Annotated in this window: 13 protein-coding genes; 4 read left to right on the plus strand and 9 right to left on the minus strand. The window is 75.4% G+C overall.

The window, feature by feature from the left end; genetic code table 11:
- The first annotated feature begins 179 nt into the window (after positions 1-179).
- A complete protein-coding gene (locus tag OG871_RS25745; RefSeq protein ID WP_371499693.1) occupies positions 180-1,385 on the plus strand; it encodes a PP2C family protein-serine/threonine phosphatase in 1,206 nt (401 codons plus the stop codon).
- Positions 1,386-1,430: 45 nt separating this feature from the next.
- On the opposite strand, the gene dhaL is transcribed toward OG871_RS25745, so the two are convergent.
- Complete coding sequence (gene dhaL / locus OG871_RS25750) at positions 1,431-2,066, minus strand: dihydroxyacetone kinase subunit DhaL (protein ID WP_371499695.1); 636 nt, start codon at positions 2,064-2,066, stop codon at positions 1,431-1,433.
- A 17-nt stretch (positions 2,067-2,083) separates the two neighbouring features.
- Positions 2,084-3,079, minus strand: a complete 996-nt coding sequence (gene dhaK, locus OG871_RS25755; RefSeq protein ID WP_371499697.1) for a dihydroxyacetone kinase subunit DhaK — start codon at positions 3,077-3,079, stop codon at positions 2,084-2,086.
- A gap of 123 nt (positions 3,080-3,202) precedes the next feature.
- Between dhaK and OG871_RS25760 the strand changes: the two genes are divergently transcribed.
- Positions 3,203-3,595, plus strand: a complete 393-nt coding sequence (locus OG871_RS25760) for a PTS-dependent dihydroxyacetone kinase phosphotransferase subunit DhaM (RefSeq protein WP_371499699.1) — start codon at positions 3,203-3,205, stop codon at positions 3,593-3,595.
- 9 nt (positions 3,596-3,604) lie between these two features.
- Here OG871_RS25760 and OG871_RS25765 read toward each other — a convergent pair whose 3' ends face one another.
- On the minus strand, positions 3,605-5,305 hold the full coding sequence (locus OG871_RS25765; protein WP_371499701.1) for a bifunctional 3'-5' exonuclease/DNA polymerase: 1,701 nt from the start codon (positions 5,303-5,305) through the stop codon (positions 3,605-3,607).
- A 339-nt stretch (positions 5,306-5,644) separates the two neighbouring features.
- Between OG871_RS25765 and OG871_RS25770 the strand changes: the two genes are divergently transcribed.
- Positions 5,645-7,669, plus strand: a complete 2,025-nt coding sequence (locus OG871_RS25770) for a M3 family metallopeptidase (RefSeq protein ID WP_371499703.1) — start codon at positions 5,645-5,647, stop codon at positions 7,667-7,669.
- A gap of 27 nt (positions 7,670-7,696) precedes the next feature.
- On the opposite strand, the gene OG871_RS25775 is transcribed toward OG871_RS25770, so the two are convergent.
- Together OG871_RS25775 and OG871_RS25780 are read right to left on the minus strand one after the other, a co-directional pair.
- The gene (locus OG871_RS25775; protein WP_371499705.1) at positions 7,697-9,187 is read right to left on the minus strand and encodes a cellulase family glycosylhydrolase; all 1,491 of its coding nucleotides are present in this window, start codon (positions 9,185-9,187) and stop codon (positions 7,697-7,699) included.
- 122 nt (positions 9,188-9,309) lie between these two features.
- Positions 9,310-9,954, minus strand: a complete 645-nt coding sequence (locus OG871_RS25780; RefSeq protein ID WP_371503421.1) for a TetR family transcriptional regulator — start codon at positions 9,952-9,954, stop codon at positions 9,310-9,312.
- Positions 9,955-10,091: 137 nt separating this feature from the next.
- On the opposite strand from OG871_RS25780, the gene OG871_RS25785 reads away from it, so the two are divergent.
- Positions 10,092-11,348, plus strand: coding sequence for an acyl-CoA dehydrogenase family protein (locus OG871_RS25785; protein WP_371499707.1), 1,257 nt, complete (start codon positions 10,092-10,094; stop codon positions 11,346-11,348).
- Between the two features lie 48 nt (positions 11,349-11,396).
- Here the strand turns inward: OG871_RS25785 and OG871_RS25790 are convergent, their stop codons facing one another.
- The 4 genes from OG871_RS25790 to OG871_RS25805 all read right to left on the minus strand — a co-directional run bounded on the left by OG871_RS25790 (position 11,397) and on the right by OG871_RS25805 (position 14,243).
- Positions 11,397-12,134, minus strand: coding sequence for a hypothetical protein (locus OG871_RS25790; RefSeq protein WP_371499709.1), 738 nt, complete (start codon positions 12,132-12,134; stop codon positions 11,397-11,399).
- 32 nt (positions 12,135-12,166) lie between these two features.
- The gene (locus tag OG871_RS25795; RefSeq protein WP_371499711.1) at positions 12,167-12,949 is read right to left on the minus strand and encodes an enoyl-CoA hydratase/isomerase family protein; all 783 of its coding nucleotides are present in this window, start codon (positions 12,947-12,949) and stop codon (positions 12,167-12,169) included.
- 31 nt (positions 12,950-12,980) lie between these two features.
- Positions 12,981-13,400 carry a RidA family protein gene (locus OG871_RS25800; RefSeq protein WP_371499713.1) on the minus strand — a complete coding sequence of 140 codons (420 nt, stop codon included), beginning with the start codon at positions 13,398-13,400 and terminating at the stop codon, positions 12,981-12,983.
- 81 nt (positions 13,401-13,481) lie between these two features.
- Positions 13,482-14,243: a GNAT family N-acetyltransferase gene (locus OG871_RS25805; protein WP_371499715.1), complete on the minus strand. Its 762-nt coding sequence runs from the start codon at positions 14,241-14,243 to the stop codon at positions 13,482-13,484.
- Between the last annotated feature and the right edge of the window lie 41 nt (positions 14,244-14,284).

Here is a 14,284-nt window from a genome sequence, read left to right on the forward strand (position 1 = left end):
CGCAGCATGGCTGCCGATCGTCGCCGGACCGGCGGCGGATCGCGGCGATTCGCCCGTTCTGGTGGCCTTTGGGGTGTTCTTCCGTCCTGCCCGGGCGGCAGGACGCATGCCGGGCCCGGGCGGCGGGGCGCCCGGTGGCGCGCGACGCGAGGGGCCGTGCTGTCCGATATGTTCGAAAGGTGTCCTGGAAGAGCAGAAGCCGGTCGGCGCTGCCCAGGGCCGGCGGGGTGCCGCCGGCCCGCCGCCGCAGCGCGCTGCTCGCCACCGACCTGCAGGACCTCTCGTTCCGGCGCCGCGCCGCCCCCGCCGTCCTCGCCATGCTGGTGATCTCGCTCGCGGACTTCCTCTCCGGCAAGGACCGCTACCTGGTCCCGCTGATGGTGGTCGTGCCGTCCATCGCCGGGCTCACCCTGCGGCCGCTGGAGCTGCTGCTGGTCTGCGCCGCCGGGCTCGTCCCGCTGGTCTGGCTCAGCTACTACGACCAGGTCACGGACCTGTCCGACGGGCGCTTCCTGTTCGGCGCGCTGGTCAGCTATGTCGCGCTCACCCTGTTCAGTGCGTGGGTGGCGGGGCTGCGGATGCGCCGGGCGGCCGCGTTCGCCGCCGTCAGCTCGGTCGCCGAGGCGGCCCAGCGGGCACTGCTGCGCCAGCCCGGCCCGACCGTGGGCCCGCTGCGGCTGGCGGTGCGCTACGTCTCGGCGGCCGACGCGGCCCGGATCGGCGGGGACCTCTACTCCGCCCTGGAGACGCCGTGCGGCGTCCGGGTGCTGGTCGGCGACGTGCGGGGCAAGGGCCTGGGCGCGGTGCAGACGGCTGCCGTGGTGCTGGGCGCGTTCCGCGAGGCGGCGTACGACGAGCGGGCGCTCGCGGCGGTCGCGGCCCGGATCGAGGCGAGCGTGGAGCGGCATGCGCCGGACGGTGAGTTCACCACCGCGCTGTTCGCCGAGTTCGGTGAGCCGGACCTGGTCGAGCTGCTGCACTTCGGGCACGTGCCGCCGATCCAGGTCAGCCGGGAGGGCACGGTGACGGTTCTGGAGGCCGACGACCCGTGGGTGCCGCTCGGGCTCGGCAGTCTGGCGGTCGGGGAGCCGACCGCCATGCGGGTGCCGTTCGGTGCGGACGACGTGCTGGTGCTCTGCACCGACGGGGTGGTCGAGGCCAGGCACCACCGGACCGGGGACTTCTATCCGCTGGCCGAGCGGATCGGCCCGCTGGTGCGGGGGGCCGCGCGGTCACCGGCCGAGCTGGAGTCGGCGGTCGGGCGGGTCTACGCGGACCTGCTGGTGCACACCGGCGGCGAACTGGGCGACGACGCGCTGCTGCTGCTGATCAGCCGCACCGAGCCGGACGCGTCCCGGGCCCATCTGGTCGGCCGGCCCGGCTGACCGCGGCCCGGGGCCGGGCGGGTGGCTCACGGCGCGGTCGGCGGCTCACGGCGTGGCGACCACCTCGGCCAGGGCGCGCAGGATGAGCGCGGTCGAGGTCGCCCCCGGGTCCTGGTGCCCGACGCTGCGCGGGCCGAGGTAGGAGGCGCGGCCCTTGCGGGCCTGCAGCGGGACGGTGTCGCGCATGCCCTGCTCGGCGGCGCGGGCGGCGGACTCGGCCGCGGCCGGAAGGCCCAGGCCCTGGTCCGCGGCCTCGCGGCAGGCGGCCGCGGCCGGCGCGAGGGCGTCCACCATGGTCTTGTCGCCCGGCATCGCCCCGCCGAGTCCCTGCACCGCGGCCAGCGCGGCTTCCAGAGCCCCGGCCAGGTCGGCGACGGTCGCCGTGGGGGCGGGGAGCGCCGCGCCGATCGCCCGGAAGGCCGTGCCGTAGAGCGGTCCGGAGGCGCCGCCGACCGTGGAGATCAGCGTGCGGCCGGCCACACGGAACAGGTCGCCGGGCCCGGTCGGCGGCGGGCCGGCGCCAGGCAGTCCGACGGCCGTGAAGCCGCGGCGCAGGTTGCTGCCGTGGTCGCCGTCGCCGATGGCGGCGTCCAGGGCCGTCAGCTCGCTCTCGTGCCGTTCGACGGCGCTCGCGGCGGCGCGCAGCCAGGCGGCGGCGACGGCGGTGTCGAGGGTGTCCATCCGGCGGGCTCCCGGGGTCAGGACCAGCGCAGGACCGGGGTTGCCACCGGGGCGTCCCAGAGCTCCAGCAGCTGGTCGTCGGCCTTGGTGAGGGTCAGCGAGAAGCCCGCCATGTCGAGGCTGGTGACGTAGTTGCCGACCAGGTTGCGGGCGATCTCGATGCCGTGGTCCGCCAGCCGGGCGTGCACCTCGCCGAAGACCAGGTAGAGCTCGATCAGGGGGGTCGCGCCCAGCCCGTTGACCAGGGCGAGGACTCGGTCGCCGGTGGCAAGGTCGTGATCGGCGAGGACGGTGTCCACCACCTCGGCGACCAGGTCGCGGGCGGGTCGAAGGGGCTCGCGGCGGCGGCCCGGTTCGCCGTGGATGCCGACGCCGACCTCGATCCGGTCCTCGGGCAGGTCGAAGCCGGGGTGCCCGACGGCCGGGACGGTGGCCGCGGTGAGGGCGATCGCGAAGGAGCGGGAGGCCGCGTTGACCCGCTCGGCCAGGGCGGCGACCTCGGCGAGCGGGGCGCCGCGTTCGGCCAGGGCTCCGGCGGCCTTCTCGACCAGGACGGTGGCACCGGTGCCGCGGCGTCCGGCCGTCCAGGTGGAGTCCTCGACGGCGACGTCGTCGTCGACCAGGACGGTGCGGACCTCGATCCCGTCCTCGGCGGCGAGCTCGGCGGCGAGGCGGAAGTTCATCACGTCGCCGGTGTAGTTCTTCACCACCAGCAGCACGCCCACGCCCCGGTGGACGGTGCGGACGGCGGCGAGCACCTGGTCGGGGACGGGGGAGGTGAAGATCTCGCCGGGGCAGGCGGCGTCGAGCATGCCCGGGCCGACGAAGCCGGCGTGCAGCGGCTCGTGGCCGGAGCCGCCGCCGGACACGAGGGCCACCTTGGGCGCGGCCGGGCGGGTGCCCCGGGTGATGATCCGGGCGTCGAGGTCGACGGCCAGTTCGGGGTGGGCGGCCGCGAAGCCGGCCAGGGCGTCCGGCAGGACGGTCTCCGGGTCGTTGATGAGCTTCTTCACGGTGCCGGCTCCCCTCGACGGATCCCTCTGGTCGACGGTACGCCGTCCGGCTCGCCGGGTCCCCGCGGCGGCCCCGGGGTGGACCCGAACGGCCCTACCGGCGGGGACAGTTAGGATCGGGTCATGGACAGTCGAGTCGGTGTCGTCCTGGTCTCGCACAGCGCCGCGCTGGCGGCGGGTCTCACCGAGCTCCTCGCCGAGCTCGGCTCCGGGGCCGTGGCCGTGGTACCGGCGGCGGGGACGGCCGACGGCGCGCTCGGCACCAGCGACGAGCTGATCGTGCGCGCGCTGCGGGCGGCGGACGGCGGGGCCGGGGTGGTGCTGCTGCCCGACCTGGGGAGCTCGGTGCTGACCGCCCGCGCCGTGCTGGCGGACCAGGCCCGCGAGGACCTGGTGCTGGTGGACGCGCCGTTCGTGGAGGGCGCGGTGGCGGCGGTGGTGACGGCCTCGACCGGCGCGGGGCTGGCCGAGGTGGTCGCGGCGGCGGAGGCGGCCCGGGAGTTCCGGAAGTTCTGAGCGGGGCGGCTACTTGGCGTCGGCGTAGCGCTCCACCACGGCGGTGCTGAGCGGGAAACGGACCGGGGTGTCGCCGAAGACCAGCCGGCGGGCCTCCTCGCCGGCCTCGGCGACGGCGGCCGCCACCTGGTCGGCGAGGTCGAGCGGGCTGTGCACCATGACCTCGTCGTGCTGGAAGAACACCAGGTGCGGGCGGTCCTCGCCGCTGCTCAGGGCGGTCAGCCGACGGCGCAGCGAGGCGAGCAGGGCAAGCGCCCAGTCGGCTCCGCTGGCCTGGATGACGAAGTTGCGGGTGAAGCGGCCGCGGGCGCGGGCGGACCGGCCGCCGGTGTCGGCGGCCGTCTCCGGGGCCTCGGTGAGGTCGAGCCAGTCGGCGGAGGGCGGCGGGCAGGCCCGGCCGAGCCGCGAGTGCACCACGCCACCGTCCTCGCCGGTGCGGGCGGCGGCCTCGACGTAGCCCATGGCGGTCGGGTAGCGGCGTCGGAGGGTGGCCAGCAGGGGGCCGATGTCGCCGCTGGTCTGGCCGTACATCGCGCCGAGCAGGCCGAGTTTGGCCTTCTCGCGGTCGCCCTGGAAGGCGGTGGCGGCGAGCGCGGAGTAGAGGTCGCCCTCGGCGGCGGTCCGGGCCAGGCCGGCGTCCTGGGAGAGGGCGGCGAGAACGCGCGGTTCGAGCTGGGCCGCGTCGGCGACGACCAGGGCCCAGCCCGGGTCGGCGACCACCGCGCCGCGCAGCACCCGGGGAATCTGCAGGGCGCCGCCGCCGCGGCTGGCCCAGCGCCCGGAGACGACGCCGCCGACCACGTACTCGGGCCGGAACCGGCCGCCCCTGGCCCAGGTGTCCTGCCAGGCCCAGCCGTGGGCGGCGTGCAGCCGGGACAGCTCCTTGTAGCGGATCATCAGCGCGGCCGCCGGGTGGTCGACCGAGCGCAGCTCCCAGCTGCGGGTCGAGGTGAGCTGGATGCCCTGGTCGGCGAAGGCACGCAGCACCTGGCTGTGCGAGTCCGGGTTGAACGGGCGGGCGCCGAGGGCCTGCTGGAGCTCGACCGCGAGCTCGGCCAGAATCTTCGGCCGGGTGCCGGGGATGGCCGGGCGGGGGCCGAGCAGGTCGGTGAGCAGGTGGTCGTGGACGTCGGCGCGCCAGGGCAGGCCGTCGTACGCCATCTCGGCGGCCAGCAGCGCGCCGGCGGACTCGGCGGCGACCAGCAGCCGGAAGCGGGACCGGGCGGCCGGGTCGGCGATCGCCTGGATCCGCCGCTGCTGATCGGCGTGGACCGCGACCACGGCGGTCAGCTGGTCGGTGCCCGGGGGGAGTTGGAGGCGGTCGGGGGTGAACAGGCTGTCCTGGTCGTCGACGGCGGCCTCGGGCAGGTCGGCGGGGACGGGGAGGCGCCGCAGCCGGGCCCAGGCCGCGCCGAGCGAGCGCGGCCCGCCCCAGCTGCCCTCGTGGCCCAGCAGCAGTGCCTCGACCAGGCGCAGGTCGTGGCAGCGGGCGAGGCGCAGCGGGAGCAGCGGGGTGTAGCCGCTGTCGGCGGCGGCCCAGACCCAGCGCGGCTGTCCGGCCGTTTCCAGGTCGGCCACCGCGGGGGCGAGGTCGGGGTGGTGGGCCGGGGGGCCGAGCGGGGTGCCGGCGTCGTCGAGGGGCTGGAGGCGGCCGCCGGGCCCGTGCGGGTCGGGGGCGAGGGCGTAGCGCGGTGCGGTCGGCGCTGCCATCGGCGGTGCCTCCTCTCGTGGGCGGGCCCGCGGGGGTGGTCCGCGGTGCGGGTTCGACGGTAGCCGGTGGGTCGGACAGTCGGCGGCAGGCGGTGGCCGGGCCGGTGAGCAGCGCGTCGAGGACGGGGCCGGGGGCGAGGCCGAGGCGGGCCCGGTGGTCGGCGGGGGTGCCGCGGCCGTCGTCCTCTGCGTCCGAGGGGGTCCGATCGGCGAGATCCGCGGGGTCTCGGACCACCCGGGCCGCTTCCTCCCGCTCGGCCGGGAGTGGCCGACGGCCGACTGACCGCCCTTCAAAAGTGACGGTAGGCAGCGCTGATACCACCGCGTATGGTCGGTCGAATGAGTCTCAACCCCTTCTTCGAGCCCAGCACGCTGGACTACGAACTGCCGCCCTTCGCCGAGATCCGGGAGGAGCACTACCTGCCGGCCTTCGAGCAGGGAATGGCCGACCAGCTCGCCGAGACCGCCGCCATCGCGGCCGCCGGGGAGCCGGCCACGTTCGAGAACACCGTGGTGGCGCTGGAGCGCTCCGGGGCGCTGCTGCGCCGGGTCTCGCTGGTCTTCTTCAACCAGTCGTCCTCCGACGGCACCGCGGCCCTGCAGGAGCTCGACGCGGAGATCAGCCCCCGGCTCGCGGCGCACGACGACACCATCCTGCTCGACCGGGTCCTGTTCGCGCGCTTCGACGCCCTGTACGGGGCCCGTGAGAGCCTCGACCTGGACCCGGAGTCGCTGCGGCTGCTGGAGCGCCACCACGACCGGTTCGTCCGCGCCGGTGCGCGGCTGGCGCCCGGCGAGCAGCAGCGCCTGCGCGAGATCAACGCCCGACTCGCCTCCGACGCCGCGGCCTTCCGCCGCAACGTGCGCACCGCCACCCAGGAGCGGGCGCTGGTGCTGGACGGTGCCGAGCAGTTGGACGGGCTCTCCGCGGACGCCGTCGCCGCCGCCGCGGAGAACGGCCGCGCCCTCGGCCGGGACGGCTCGTACGTGCTCAGCCTGAAGAACTTCTCCAACCAGCCCGAGCTGGCCCAGCTCACCGACCGCGGCCTGCGGGAGCGGCTGCTGACCGCCTCGCTGGGCCGGGCGGCCGAGACCAACGGCCCGCTGGCGATCCGGATGGCCGGGCTGCGGGCCGAGCGGGCCGCCGTCCTCGGCCACCCGAACCACGCCGCCTACGTGGTCGCCGACGAGACCGCCGGCACCGTCGAGGCCGTCGACGCCCTGCTGGCCCGGCTGGTGGCGCCCGCCGTCGCCAACGCCGAGCGCGAGGCGGCCGAGCTCGCCAAGCTGGCCGCCGCCGACGGGATCACCGAGCTGGCCGCCCACGACTGGGCGTTCTACTCCGAGCGGGTCCGGCAGATCTCGTACCGGCTGGACGCCGCGGCGCTGCGCCCGTACCTGGAGCTGGAGCGGGTGCTGCACGACGGCGTCTTCTTCGCCGCCAACCTCGCCTACGGGCTGACCTTCACCGAGCGCCCCGACCTGGTGGGCTACCACCGGGACGCCCGGGTGTTCGAGGTCTTCGAGGCGGACGGCGCCGCGCTCGGCCTGTTCGTCGCCGACTTCTTCGCCCGTGACACCAAGCGCGGCGGCGCCTGGATGAACGAGCTGGTCGAGCAGTCCACGCTGCTGGGCAGGCGCCCGGTGGTGGTGAACAACCTCAACCTCGCCAAGCCGGCCCCGGGCGAGCACGCGCTGCTCACCTGGGACGAGGTGCGCACCCTGTTCCACGAGTTCGGGCACGCGCTGCACGGGCTGTTCTCGGCGGTCCGCTATCCGCTCTTCACCGGCACCGCGGTGCCGCGCGACTTCGTCGAATTCCCCTCCCAGGTCAACGAGATGTGGATGACCTGGCCCGAGGTGCTGGCCAACTACGCCCGGCACCACGTGACCGGGGAGCCGCTGCCCGCCGAGCTGCTGGAGCGGATGGAGGCCGCGGCCAACTTCGGCCAGGGTTTCCGGACGGTCGAGTACCTGGCGGCGGCGCTGCTGGACTGGGCCTGGCACACCGTGCCCGCCGGTCAGCGGATCGAGGACGCCGAGGAGTTCGAGGCGGCCGCGCTGGCCAAGGCGGGCCTGGCCGTGCCGGCGATCCCGCCGCGCTACCGCACCACCTACTTCAGCCACGTCTTCTCGGACGACTACAGCGCCGGGTACTACGCGTACATCTGGTCGGAGGTGCTGGACGCCGACACCGTCGAGTGGTTCCGCACCAACGGCCGTACCGTGCGCGAGAGCGGGGAGGTGTTCCGGGCCGAGTTGCTCTCCCGGGGCGGCAGCCGTGAGGCGCTGGACAGCTTCCGGGCCGTGGTCGGCCGGGATCCGGAGACCGGGCCGCTGCTGGCCCGCCGCGGGCTGGCCTGACCGCGGCCGTGCGGTCCGCGGTGGTGCTCAGCGCGGGGCGACCGTCACGGTGACGGTCGCCCCGGCGCCGGCGGCCGGCAGCAGGATCCGGGCCAGGCCGGCCCGGTCGCCGCTCGGCTGCCGCACCTCCACCACCGCGGCCGGGGCGCCGGCCACGCTCACCCGGGCGCCGGCCGGGAAGGCGGTGCCCGGCAGCACCAGCTCCGTCCGGCCGGGCCGGCGGGCGGGCGTGAAGGTCAGCGTCCAGAGCGCACCGGCGGTGCGCTCGGCCACCGGCAGCCCGGCCAGCGCGGCCGGGTACGGGCCGAAGACCGGCTCCTCCCCGGGCGCGGGGCGCCCGTCCGGGCCCAGCGCGCAGTAGCCGCCGGAGCCCCGGCACCAGTACCACATCGTCCAGCCGGAGGCGAAGCCCGACATCGCGGCGACCTGCCGGCGCACCAGCTCCGCGTTGCCCGGGGTGCGGGAGTTCGGCGGGCCCCACTCGCCGACGAGCACCGGCATCCCGTGCGCGGTCGGGTAGCCGCCGATCGCGGCGGTGTAGTTCTCGATGAAGCCCCCGGCCGGGTCCCAGTCCCGGCCGCCCTCGACGGCGGTGTCGTAGAAGTGCGGGGCGTAGCCGAGCCGGTCCGGGCCGCGGCGCGGGTCGGTGAAGGCCGGCAGCTGGGTCGGCACGCCCTGGCCGACCAGCACGGTCGGCTCGACGAACAGCCAGGAGCGGCTGTCCGCGCGGCGGACGGCGGCGATCAGCCGCTGGTACATCTTCGGCAGCCGGTCGCGCTCCAGCTCGGCCGAGGCGGCCACCAGGACGGCCGGGTCGCTCGGGTCGCCGTCGATCGGTCCGGACGGCTCGTTGAACAGGTCGTAGCCAAACAGTGATCGGTGGCCGCGCAGTTCGGTGGCGATCCGGGTGTAGAACTCGCTCTGCCGCCGGCGCAGGTCGGCGTCGTCGTACAGGTGCCGGAAGGAGGCCTGGACGGCCGGCTGGTAGTAGCCGGCGAACCAGTCGTCCGGGTCCTCGACGAACGGCAGGCCCTCGTCGCGGGTGGCCCAGACGGGGATGCCCCGGTCGCCGCCGCCGAACTTGGGTCCGTAGACGTCCTGGTGGAAGTCGACGACGGCGAGCAGCCCGTACCGGTCGGCCCAGCCGAGCACCCGGTGCAGTCGGGCCAGTTCGGCCCGGTCGTACCGGTCGGGGGCCGGTTGCAGCCTGGTCCAGGAGATCGCCACCCGGATCACCGTGAAGCCGTGCGCGGCGATCGAGCGGATGTCGGCCTCGGTCGTCTCGGCGTACTTGTCGACGTTGAAGCCGCGCAGTTGCAGCACCCGGCCGCTCTCGTCGGTGAACAGCGTGCGGCCGTCGGCGGTGGTCACCGTCCCGGTGGGGAAGGCGGCCGGCGCGCGGCCGGGGCCGTCCACGCCGTACGGGTCCGGGCGGTCGGCGGCGACGGCGGTCGTGGTGGTGCTCAGCGCGGCCGCGAGGGCCAGGACCAGGGCGGCGGCGGTACGGCGAACGCGCACGGGGCACCTCGGGCGGGGGCGGAGGGGTGGCGGTGAGGGCCGATCCTGCCCCACGGGAGCGCCCGGCACAAGAGGTGAGCATGACTCATGTTCAGTTGATCTCCGCTGGTGGTGACGGTCGCTCAGTCGGCCTGCGGTGGCGGGGCGGCGACGGCCTGCGGCAGGTCGGCGGCGGCCGCGAGCCGGCCCCAGAGCAGGTCGGCCAGCGCCTGCACCATCCGGGCCCGCGGGCAGGGGCGCTGCTCCAGCCACCAGTCGCCGGCCGCCAGCACCATCCCGGTGACGGCCCGCCCCCAGGTCTCGGAGAGCAGTGGCCCGTCGGCGCCGAGGTCGACCTGCGCCTGGACGGCCTTGGTGATCTCCTCGGCGATCTGCCGCAGGGCGGGGGCCAGGGCGTTGCCCGCGCCGGTCGGGTCGCCGCTCTCGGGGTGGGTCAGCAGCCGGTAGACCTGCGGGCGCGACTCGATCGCGGCCAGGTAGGTGTCGAGCACGTGCTCCACCCGGTCGCGCCGCTCCAGCGGCTCGTTGAGGGCCGCGCGCACGGCGGCCAGCAGGCCGCTGGTGTGGCGCTCCGTCAGGGCGGTGATCAGGCCGTTCCGGTCACCGAAGTGCCGGTACAGGATCGGCTTGGTGATGCCGGCCTCGGCGGCGATCGCGTTCATGCTCGCCCCGGGGCCCTCGCGCTGGACGACCCGGTCGGCGGCGTTGAGCAACTGCTCGCGGCGGAGCTCGCCGGCGGGCTGGGCGGGGGGCGTCGACACGGTGATCGCTCCTGCGGTCGGGGGCGGGACGAGCGTTGACAGGCCTCGCCAATCAGTAGCAGACTCCCGCCATGTTACCCGAGGTAACATGGCCCTGTGGCGTGGGCTTCCGCCGATGCCCGAACCCGTTGACCGGAGGCACCATGAGCACCTTCTCCCTGGACCCGGGCCCGGACCAGCTGGCCGTCCGCGACTGGCTGCACGGCTTCGCCGCCGACGTGATGCGGCCGGCCGCCGCGGAGTGGGACGAGCGCGAGGAGACCCCCTGGCCGGTCATCCAGGAGGCCGCCCGACTCGGCATCTACTCCCTGGACTTCTACGCCCAGCAGTACTTCGACCCGTCCGGGGTGGGCATCCCGATCGCGATGGAGGAGCTGTTCTGGGGCGACGCGGGCCTCGGCCTCGCCATCGTCGGCACCACGCTGGCCGCCGTGGCCGTGCTCGCCAACGGCACCGACGAGCAGATCGGCACCTGGGCGCCGCAGATGTTCGGCACCCCCGACGACCTCAAGCTCGCCGCCTTCTGCTCCTCCGAGCCCGACGCGGGCTCGGACGTCTCCGCACTGCGCACCCGCGCGGTCTACCAGGAGGCCACCGACGAGTGGGTCCTGAGCGGCACCAAGACCTGGGCCACCAACGGCGGCATCGCCGACGTGCACGTGGTCGTGGCCACCGTCGACCCGGCGCTCGGGGCGCGCGGACAGGCCTCGTTCATCGTGCCGCCCCGCACCCCGGGCCTCGCCCAGGGGCAGAAGTTCAAGAAGCACGGCATCCGCGCCTCGCACACCGCCGAGGTGGTCCTGGACGGCGTGCGGGTGCCCGGCCACTGCCTGCTCGGCGGCAAGGAGAGGCTGGACGAGCGGCTCGCCCGGGCCCGGGAGCGGGCGGCGGGCACGGCCGGCGGCGGGCAGGGCTCCGGCGGCTCCGGCGGCTCCGGCAAGAACGCGGCGATGGCGACCTTCGAGGCCTCCCGGCCGGCCGTCGGCGCCCAGGCGATCGGGATCGCCCGGGCCGCGTACGAGGTGGCGCTGGACTACGCGAAGACCCGGGTGCAGTTCGGCCGCCCGATCATCGACAACCAGGGCGTGGCCTTCCAGCTCGCCGACATGAAGACCCGGATCGACGCCTCCCGGCTGCTGGTCTGGCGCGCCTCCTGGATGGCGGCGAACAACCAGCCGTTCACCGCCGCCGAGGGCTCGATGTCCAAGCTGTACGCCGGCGAGACGGCGAAGTGGGTGACGGCGCAGGCGATGCAGATCCTCGGCGGCAACGGCTACACCCGGGAGTACCCGGTCGAGCGGATGCACCGGGACAGCGCGATCTACACCATCTTCGAGGGCACCAGCGAGATCCAGCGGCTGGTCATCGCCCGGGCGATCTCGGGGCTGCCGATCCGCTGAGCGGTGCCGTCCGGCGCTCCCCGCGGGGGCGTTCGGCCGGCACGGCGGTCAGCGGGCCGCCCAGAAGGTCAGGCCCGCGGTCACCGCACCGAGGGCGGTGCCGGCCACGGTCTGCGCGAGGGTGTGGTCCCGGAGCACCACCCGGGACCACGCGACGACGCCCACCACCGGGGCGGCCAGCAGCCACCAGGGGCTCAGCGCCAGGGCGAGGCAGACGGTCGCGCCGCCGGTCACCGCGGTGTGCACGGAGATCTTCCACCAGACGGTCACCAGCAGCAGCGGCAGCAGCGAGGCGAACATCGCCAGCACGATGGCCGTCATGTCGGTCGGCGCATCCAGCAGGACCATGGTCACCAGACTGGTCAGCACCGACAGCAGGACCAGCGGCAGCACCACCAGCCGCCGCTTGCGCTGGCCGACGTGCCGGTCCTCGATCTCGCCCCGGCGCATCCCGCGCCGGATGAACCAGGTCGGGATCACGGCGGCGAACAGCGCGGCGAAGGCACCCCAGCCGAGTCCGGCCAGGCCGTAGCGGACCACACCGAGCAGCAGCACCAGCACGATGATGACGTTCTTCGGCTCCACCCCGTCGGTGACCAGCCGGGCCAGCCGGTACTCGCGGGAGGCTCCGGCCTCGCCGGGCGCCGCCGGGGCGGCCGGGGCGGCCGGGGCGGCCGGGGCGGTCGGGCGGCCCTCGCCGTCCGCGGGGATCGTGTCGGTCACGCCGTCGGCGCTCACACCGTCCCCGGCCGTCGTGTCGGGAGGGGTCTGGGCCGTGGTGTTCATCAGCTGCCGTTCTGCGGGGTGGAAACGCTCGATCAGAATTGTGCCTCCCGCCGCTCCAGGAACGCGGCCAGCCCCTCCCGAACGTCCGGCGCCAGCCGGGACTTGCGCTCCCACGGCGCCACGGCCGGGCCGGCCTGCTCCGGCGGGACGGCCAGCGCGGACTTCACCGCGCCGATCGTCTGCGGTGAGCGCCGGGCCAGCAGCCGGGCGAACTCCACGGCCCTGGCGTCCAGTTCACCCGCCGGCAGGACCTCCTCGACCAGCCCGTACCGCTCGGCCCGCCCGGCCGACACCAACTCCCCGGAGAAGAGCAGGTACTTGGCTCGGGCCGGCCCGACCAGTCGGGCCAACCGGACGGTCGGCACGGCCGGGTAGACCACGCCCAGCTTGGCCGGCGTGATGCCGAACCTGGCGTCCTCGGCGGCGAACCGCAGGTCGCAGGCGACCGCGAGCTGGCAGCCGCCGCCCACACAGGCGCCGTGCACCACGGCCAGGGTGGGGTGCGGGAAGGCGGCCAGCGCCTCCTCGGCGGCCACGTTGTCCGCGTGGTAGGCGTCGGCCCGCGCGGGGTCCGCGTAGACCCCGGTCAGCTCGGTGATGTCCGCCCCCGCGGAGAAGGTGCCGCCCGCGCCGGTGAGCAGCAGCGCCCGGACGTCCGGGTGCGCCGCCAGCCGTTCCAGTACCCGGGGCAGGCCGCGCCACATCGCCAGGGTGACGGCGTTGCGGCGCTCGGGGCGGTCCAGCAGCACCGTGGCGACCGCGCCGTCGACCTGGGCGCGCAGGCCGTCCACTCCGGTGTCGACCGGCTCGACCATCAGTGCCTCCGCGGGTGCTCGTCTGTGCGCCTCACCCTTCCACAGCGGGTTCGTCCGGGACCACGGCGGTCACTGTGATCTCCACCAACTGGCCGGTGTAGCCCAGAGTGGCCACGCCCAGCAGGGTCGAGGTGTGCGGCCCGGCGGCCAGGCCGGAGGCGTTCACCACCTCCCAGACCGCGGAGAGCGGGCCCGGGGTCGGCGAGACCACGTAGACCGTGCTGGCGACCACCTGCGGCAGTCCGCTGCCGATCGACCGCAGCGCCGACTCCAGGTTGGCGAGCACCTGGTGGGCCTGGGCGACGTGGTCGCCGGGGCCGACCAGCCGGCCGTCCGCGTCCAGCGGCACCGCGCCGGCGAGGAACGCCAGCCGGGTGCCGGCCTCGACCACGGCGGTGTGGGCGTACCCGGGCGGCGGGAAGAGGCCCGGGACGGTGCTTCGGCGGATCATGCGCGGTGCTCCTCGGATCGTCCGGTCGGGACGATCATCGGTCGTGGGCGGCCGGCTGTCACCCGGGTTTCCGACTCCGCGTCAGCCGGGCCCGTGGTCGTCGCCGGCCGCGTCACCACCGGCGGGGTCATCGGCGGCGCCACCGCCGGGGTCACCCGCGACGTCACCGGCCGCCGTGCGGTCGGCGGGGTGCCACTCGCGCGCGAGCAGGGACCAGACCTCGTAGTCCAGCCGGACGCCGTTGTGCAGCGTGAACTCGCGCATCACGCCGTCCAGCCGCATCCCCATCCGCTGGGCGACCGCGCGGCTGCGGGCGTTGACGGTGCTGTTCCACCACTCGACCCGGTGCAGCCCCCGCTCGACCAGGGCGTAGTCGATCAGGTGCCGGACCGCCGCGCCGACCAGGCCGCGGCCGCCTCCGGCGGGCTCGCTCCAGACCCCGATCTCGCAGGTGCCGGCCTTGGCGTCGAAGCGGACGAACATGGCGCCGCCGACCAGCGTGCCGTCCAGCCAGATCCCGAAGATCCGGCCGCTGTCGGCGGCCTGCCGGTCCGCGTAGGACTGGAGGGTGGCGCGCGCCGAGTCCAGGTCGGTGGAGCGGGTGGCCCACGGGATCCAGGGGTCGATGCCGTCCCGGGCGCGGTCCATGTGGGAGAGGAACTCGGCGGCCTGCCAGGGCTCCAGGGGGCGGAGCTCGGCGTCCTCGGTGAGCGGGATGGCGTACACGGCGGCCTCCGGTCGGCGGCGAGTGGGTGCGGATGCGGGTGCGGGTGCGGGTGCGGGGGTGGCGGCGGGGTCGGGCAGCGGGACGGACGGCGGGGGTCGGGCCCTGACAGAGTACATAACAAACGTTTGGTAGGTACCATGGCGGCCATGACGCCCGC

The sequence above is a fragment of the Kitasatospora sp. NBC_00374 genome (genome assembly GCF_041434935.1).
Lineage (GTDB): Bacteria > Actinomycetota > Actinomycetes > Streptomycetales > Streptomycetaceae > Kitasatospora.

Coding starts and splice junctions, on each gene's coding strand:
- OG871_RS25800 (WP_371499713.1), bottom strand. CDS start 13,400: ATGATCCGCCGAAGCACCGTCCCGGGCCTCTTCCCGCCGCCCGGGTAC.
- OG871_RS25795 (WP_371499711.1), bottom strand. CDS start 12,949: ATGGTCGAGCCGGTCGACACCGGAGTGGACGGCCTGCGCGCCCAGGTC.
- OG871_RS25765 (WP_371499701.1), bottom strand. CDS start 5,305: ATGGCAGCGCCGACCGCACCGCGCTACGCCCTCGCCCCCGACCCGCAC.
- OG871_RS25790 (WP_371499709.1), bottom strand. CDS start 12,134: ATGAACACCACGGCCCAGACCCCTCCCGACACGACGGCCGGGGACGGT.
- OG871_RS25785 (WP_371499707.1), top strand. CDS start 10,092: ATGAGCACCTTCTCCCTGGACCCGGGCCCGGACCAGCTGGCCGTCCGC.
- OG871_RS25770 (WP_371499703.1), top strand. CDS start 5,645: ATGAGTCTCAACCCCTTCTTCGAGCCCAGCACGCTGGACTACGAACTG.
- OG871_RS25760 (WP_371499699.1), top strand. CDS start 3,203: ATGGACAGTCGAGTCGGTGTCGTCCTGGTCTCGCACAGCGCCGCGCTG.
- dhaL (WP_371499695.1), bottom strand. CDS start 2,066: ATGGACACCCTCGACACCGCCGTCGCCGCCGCCTGGCTGCGCGCCGCC.
- OG871_RS25805 (WP_371499715.1), bottom strand. CDS start 14,243: ATGTACTCTGTCAGGGCCCGACCCCCGCCGTCCGTCCCGCTGCCCGAC.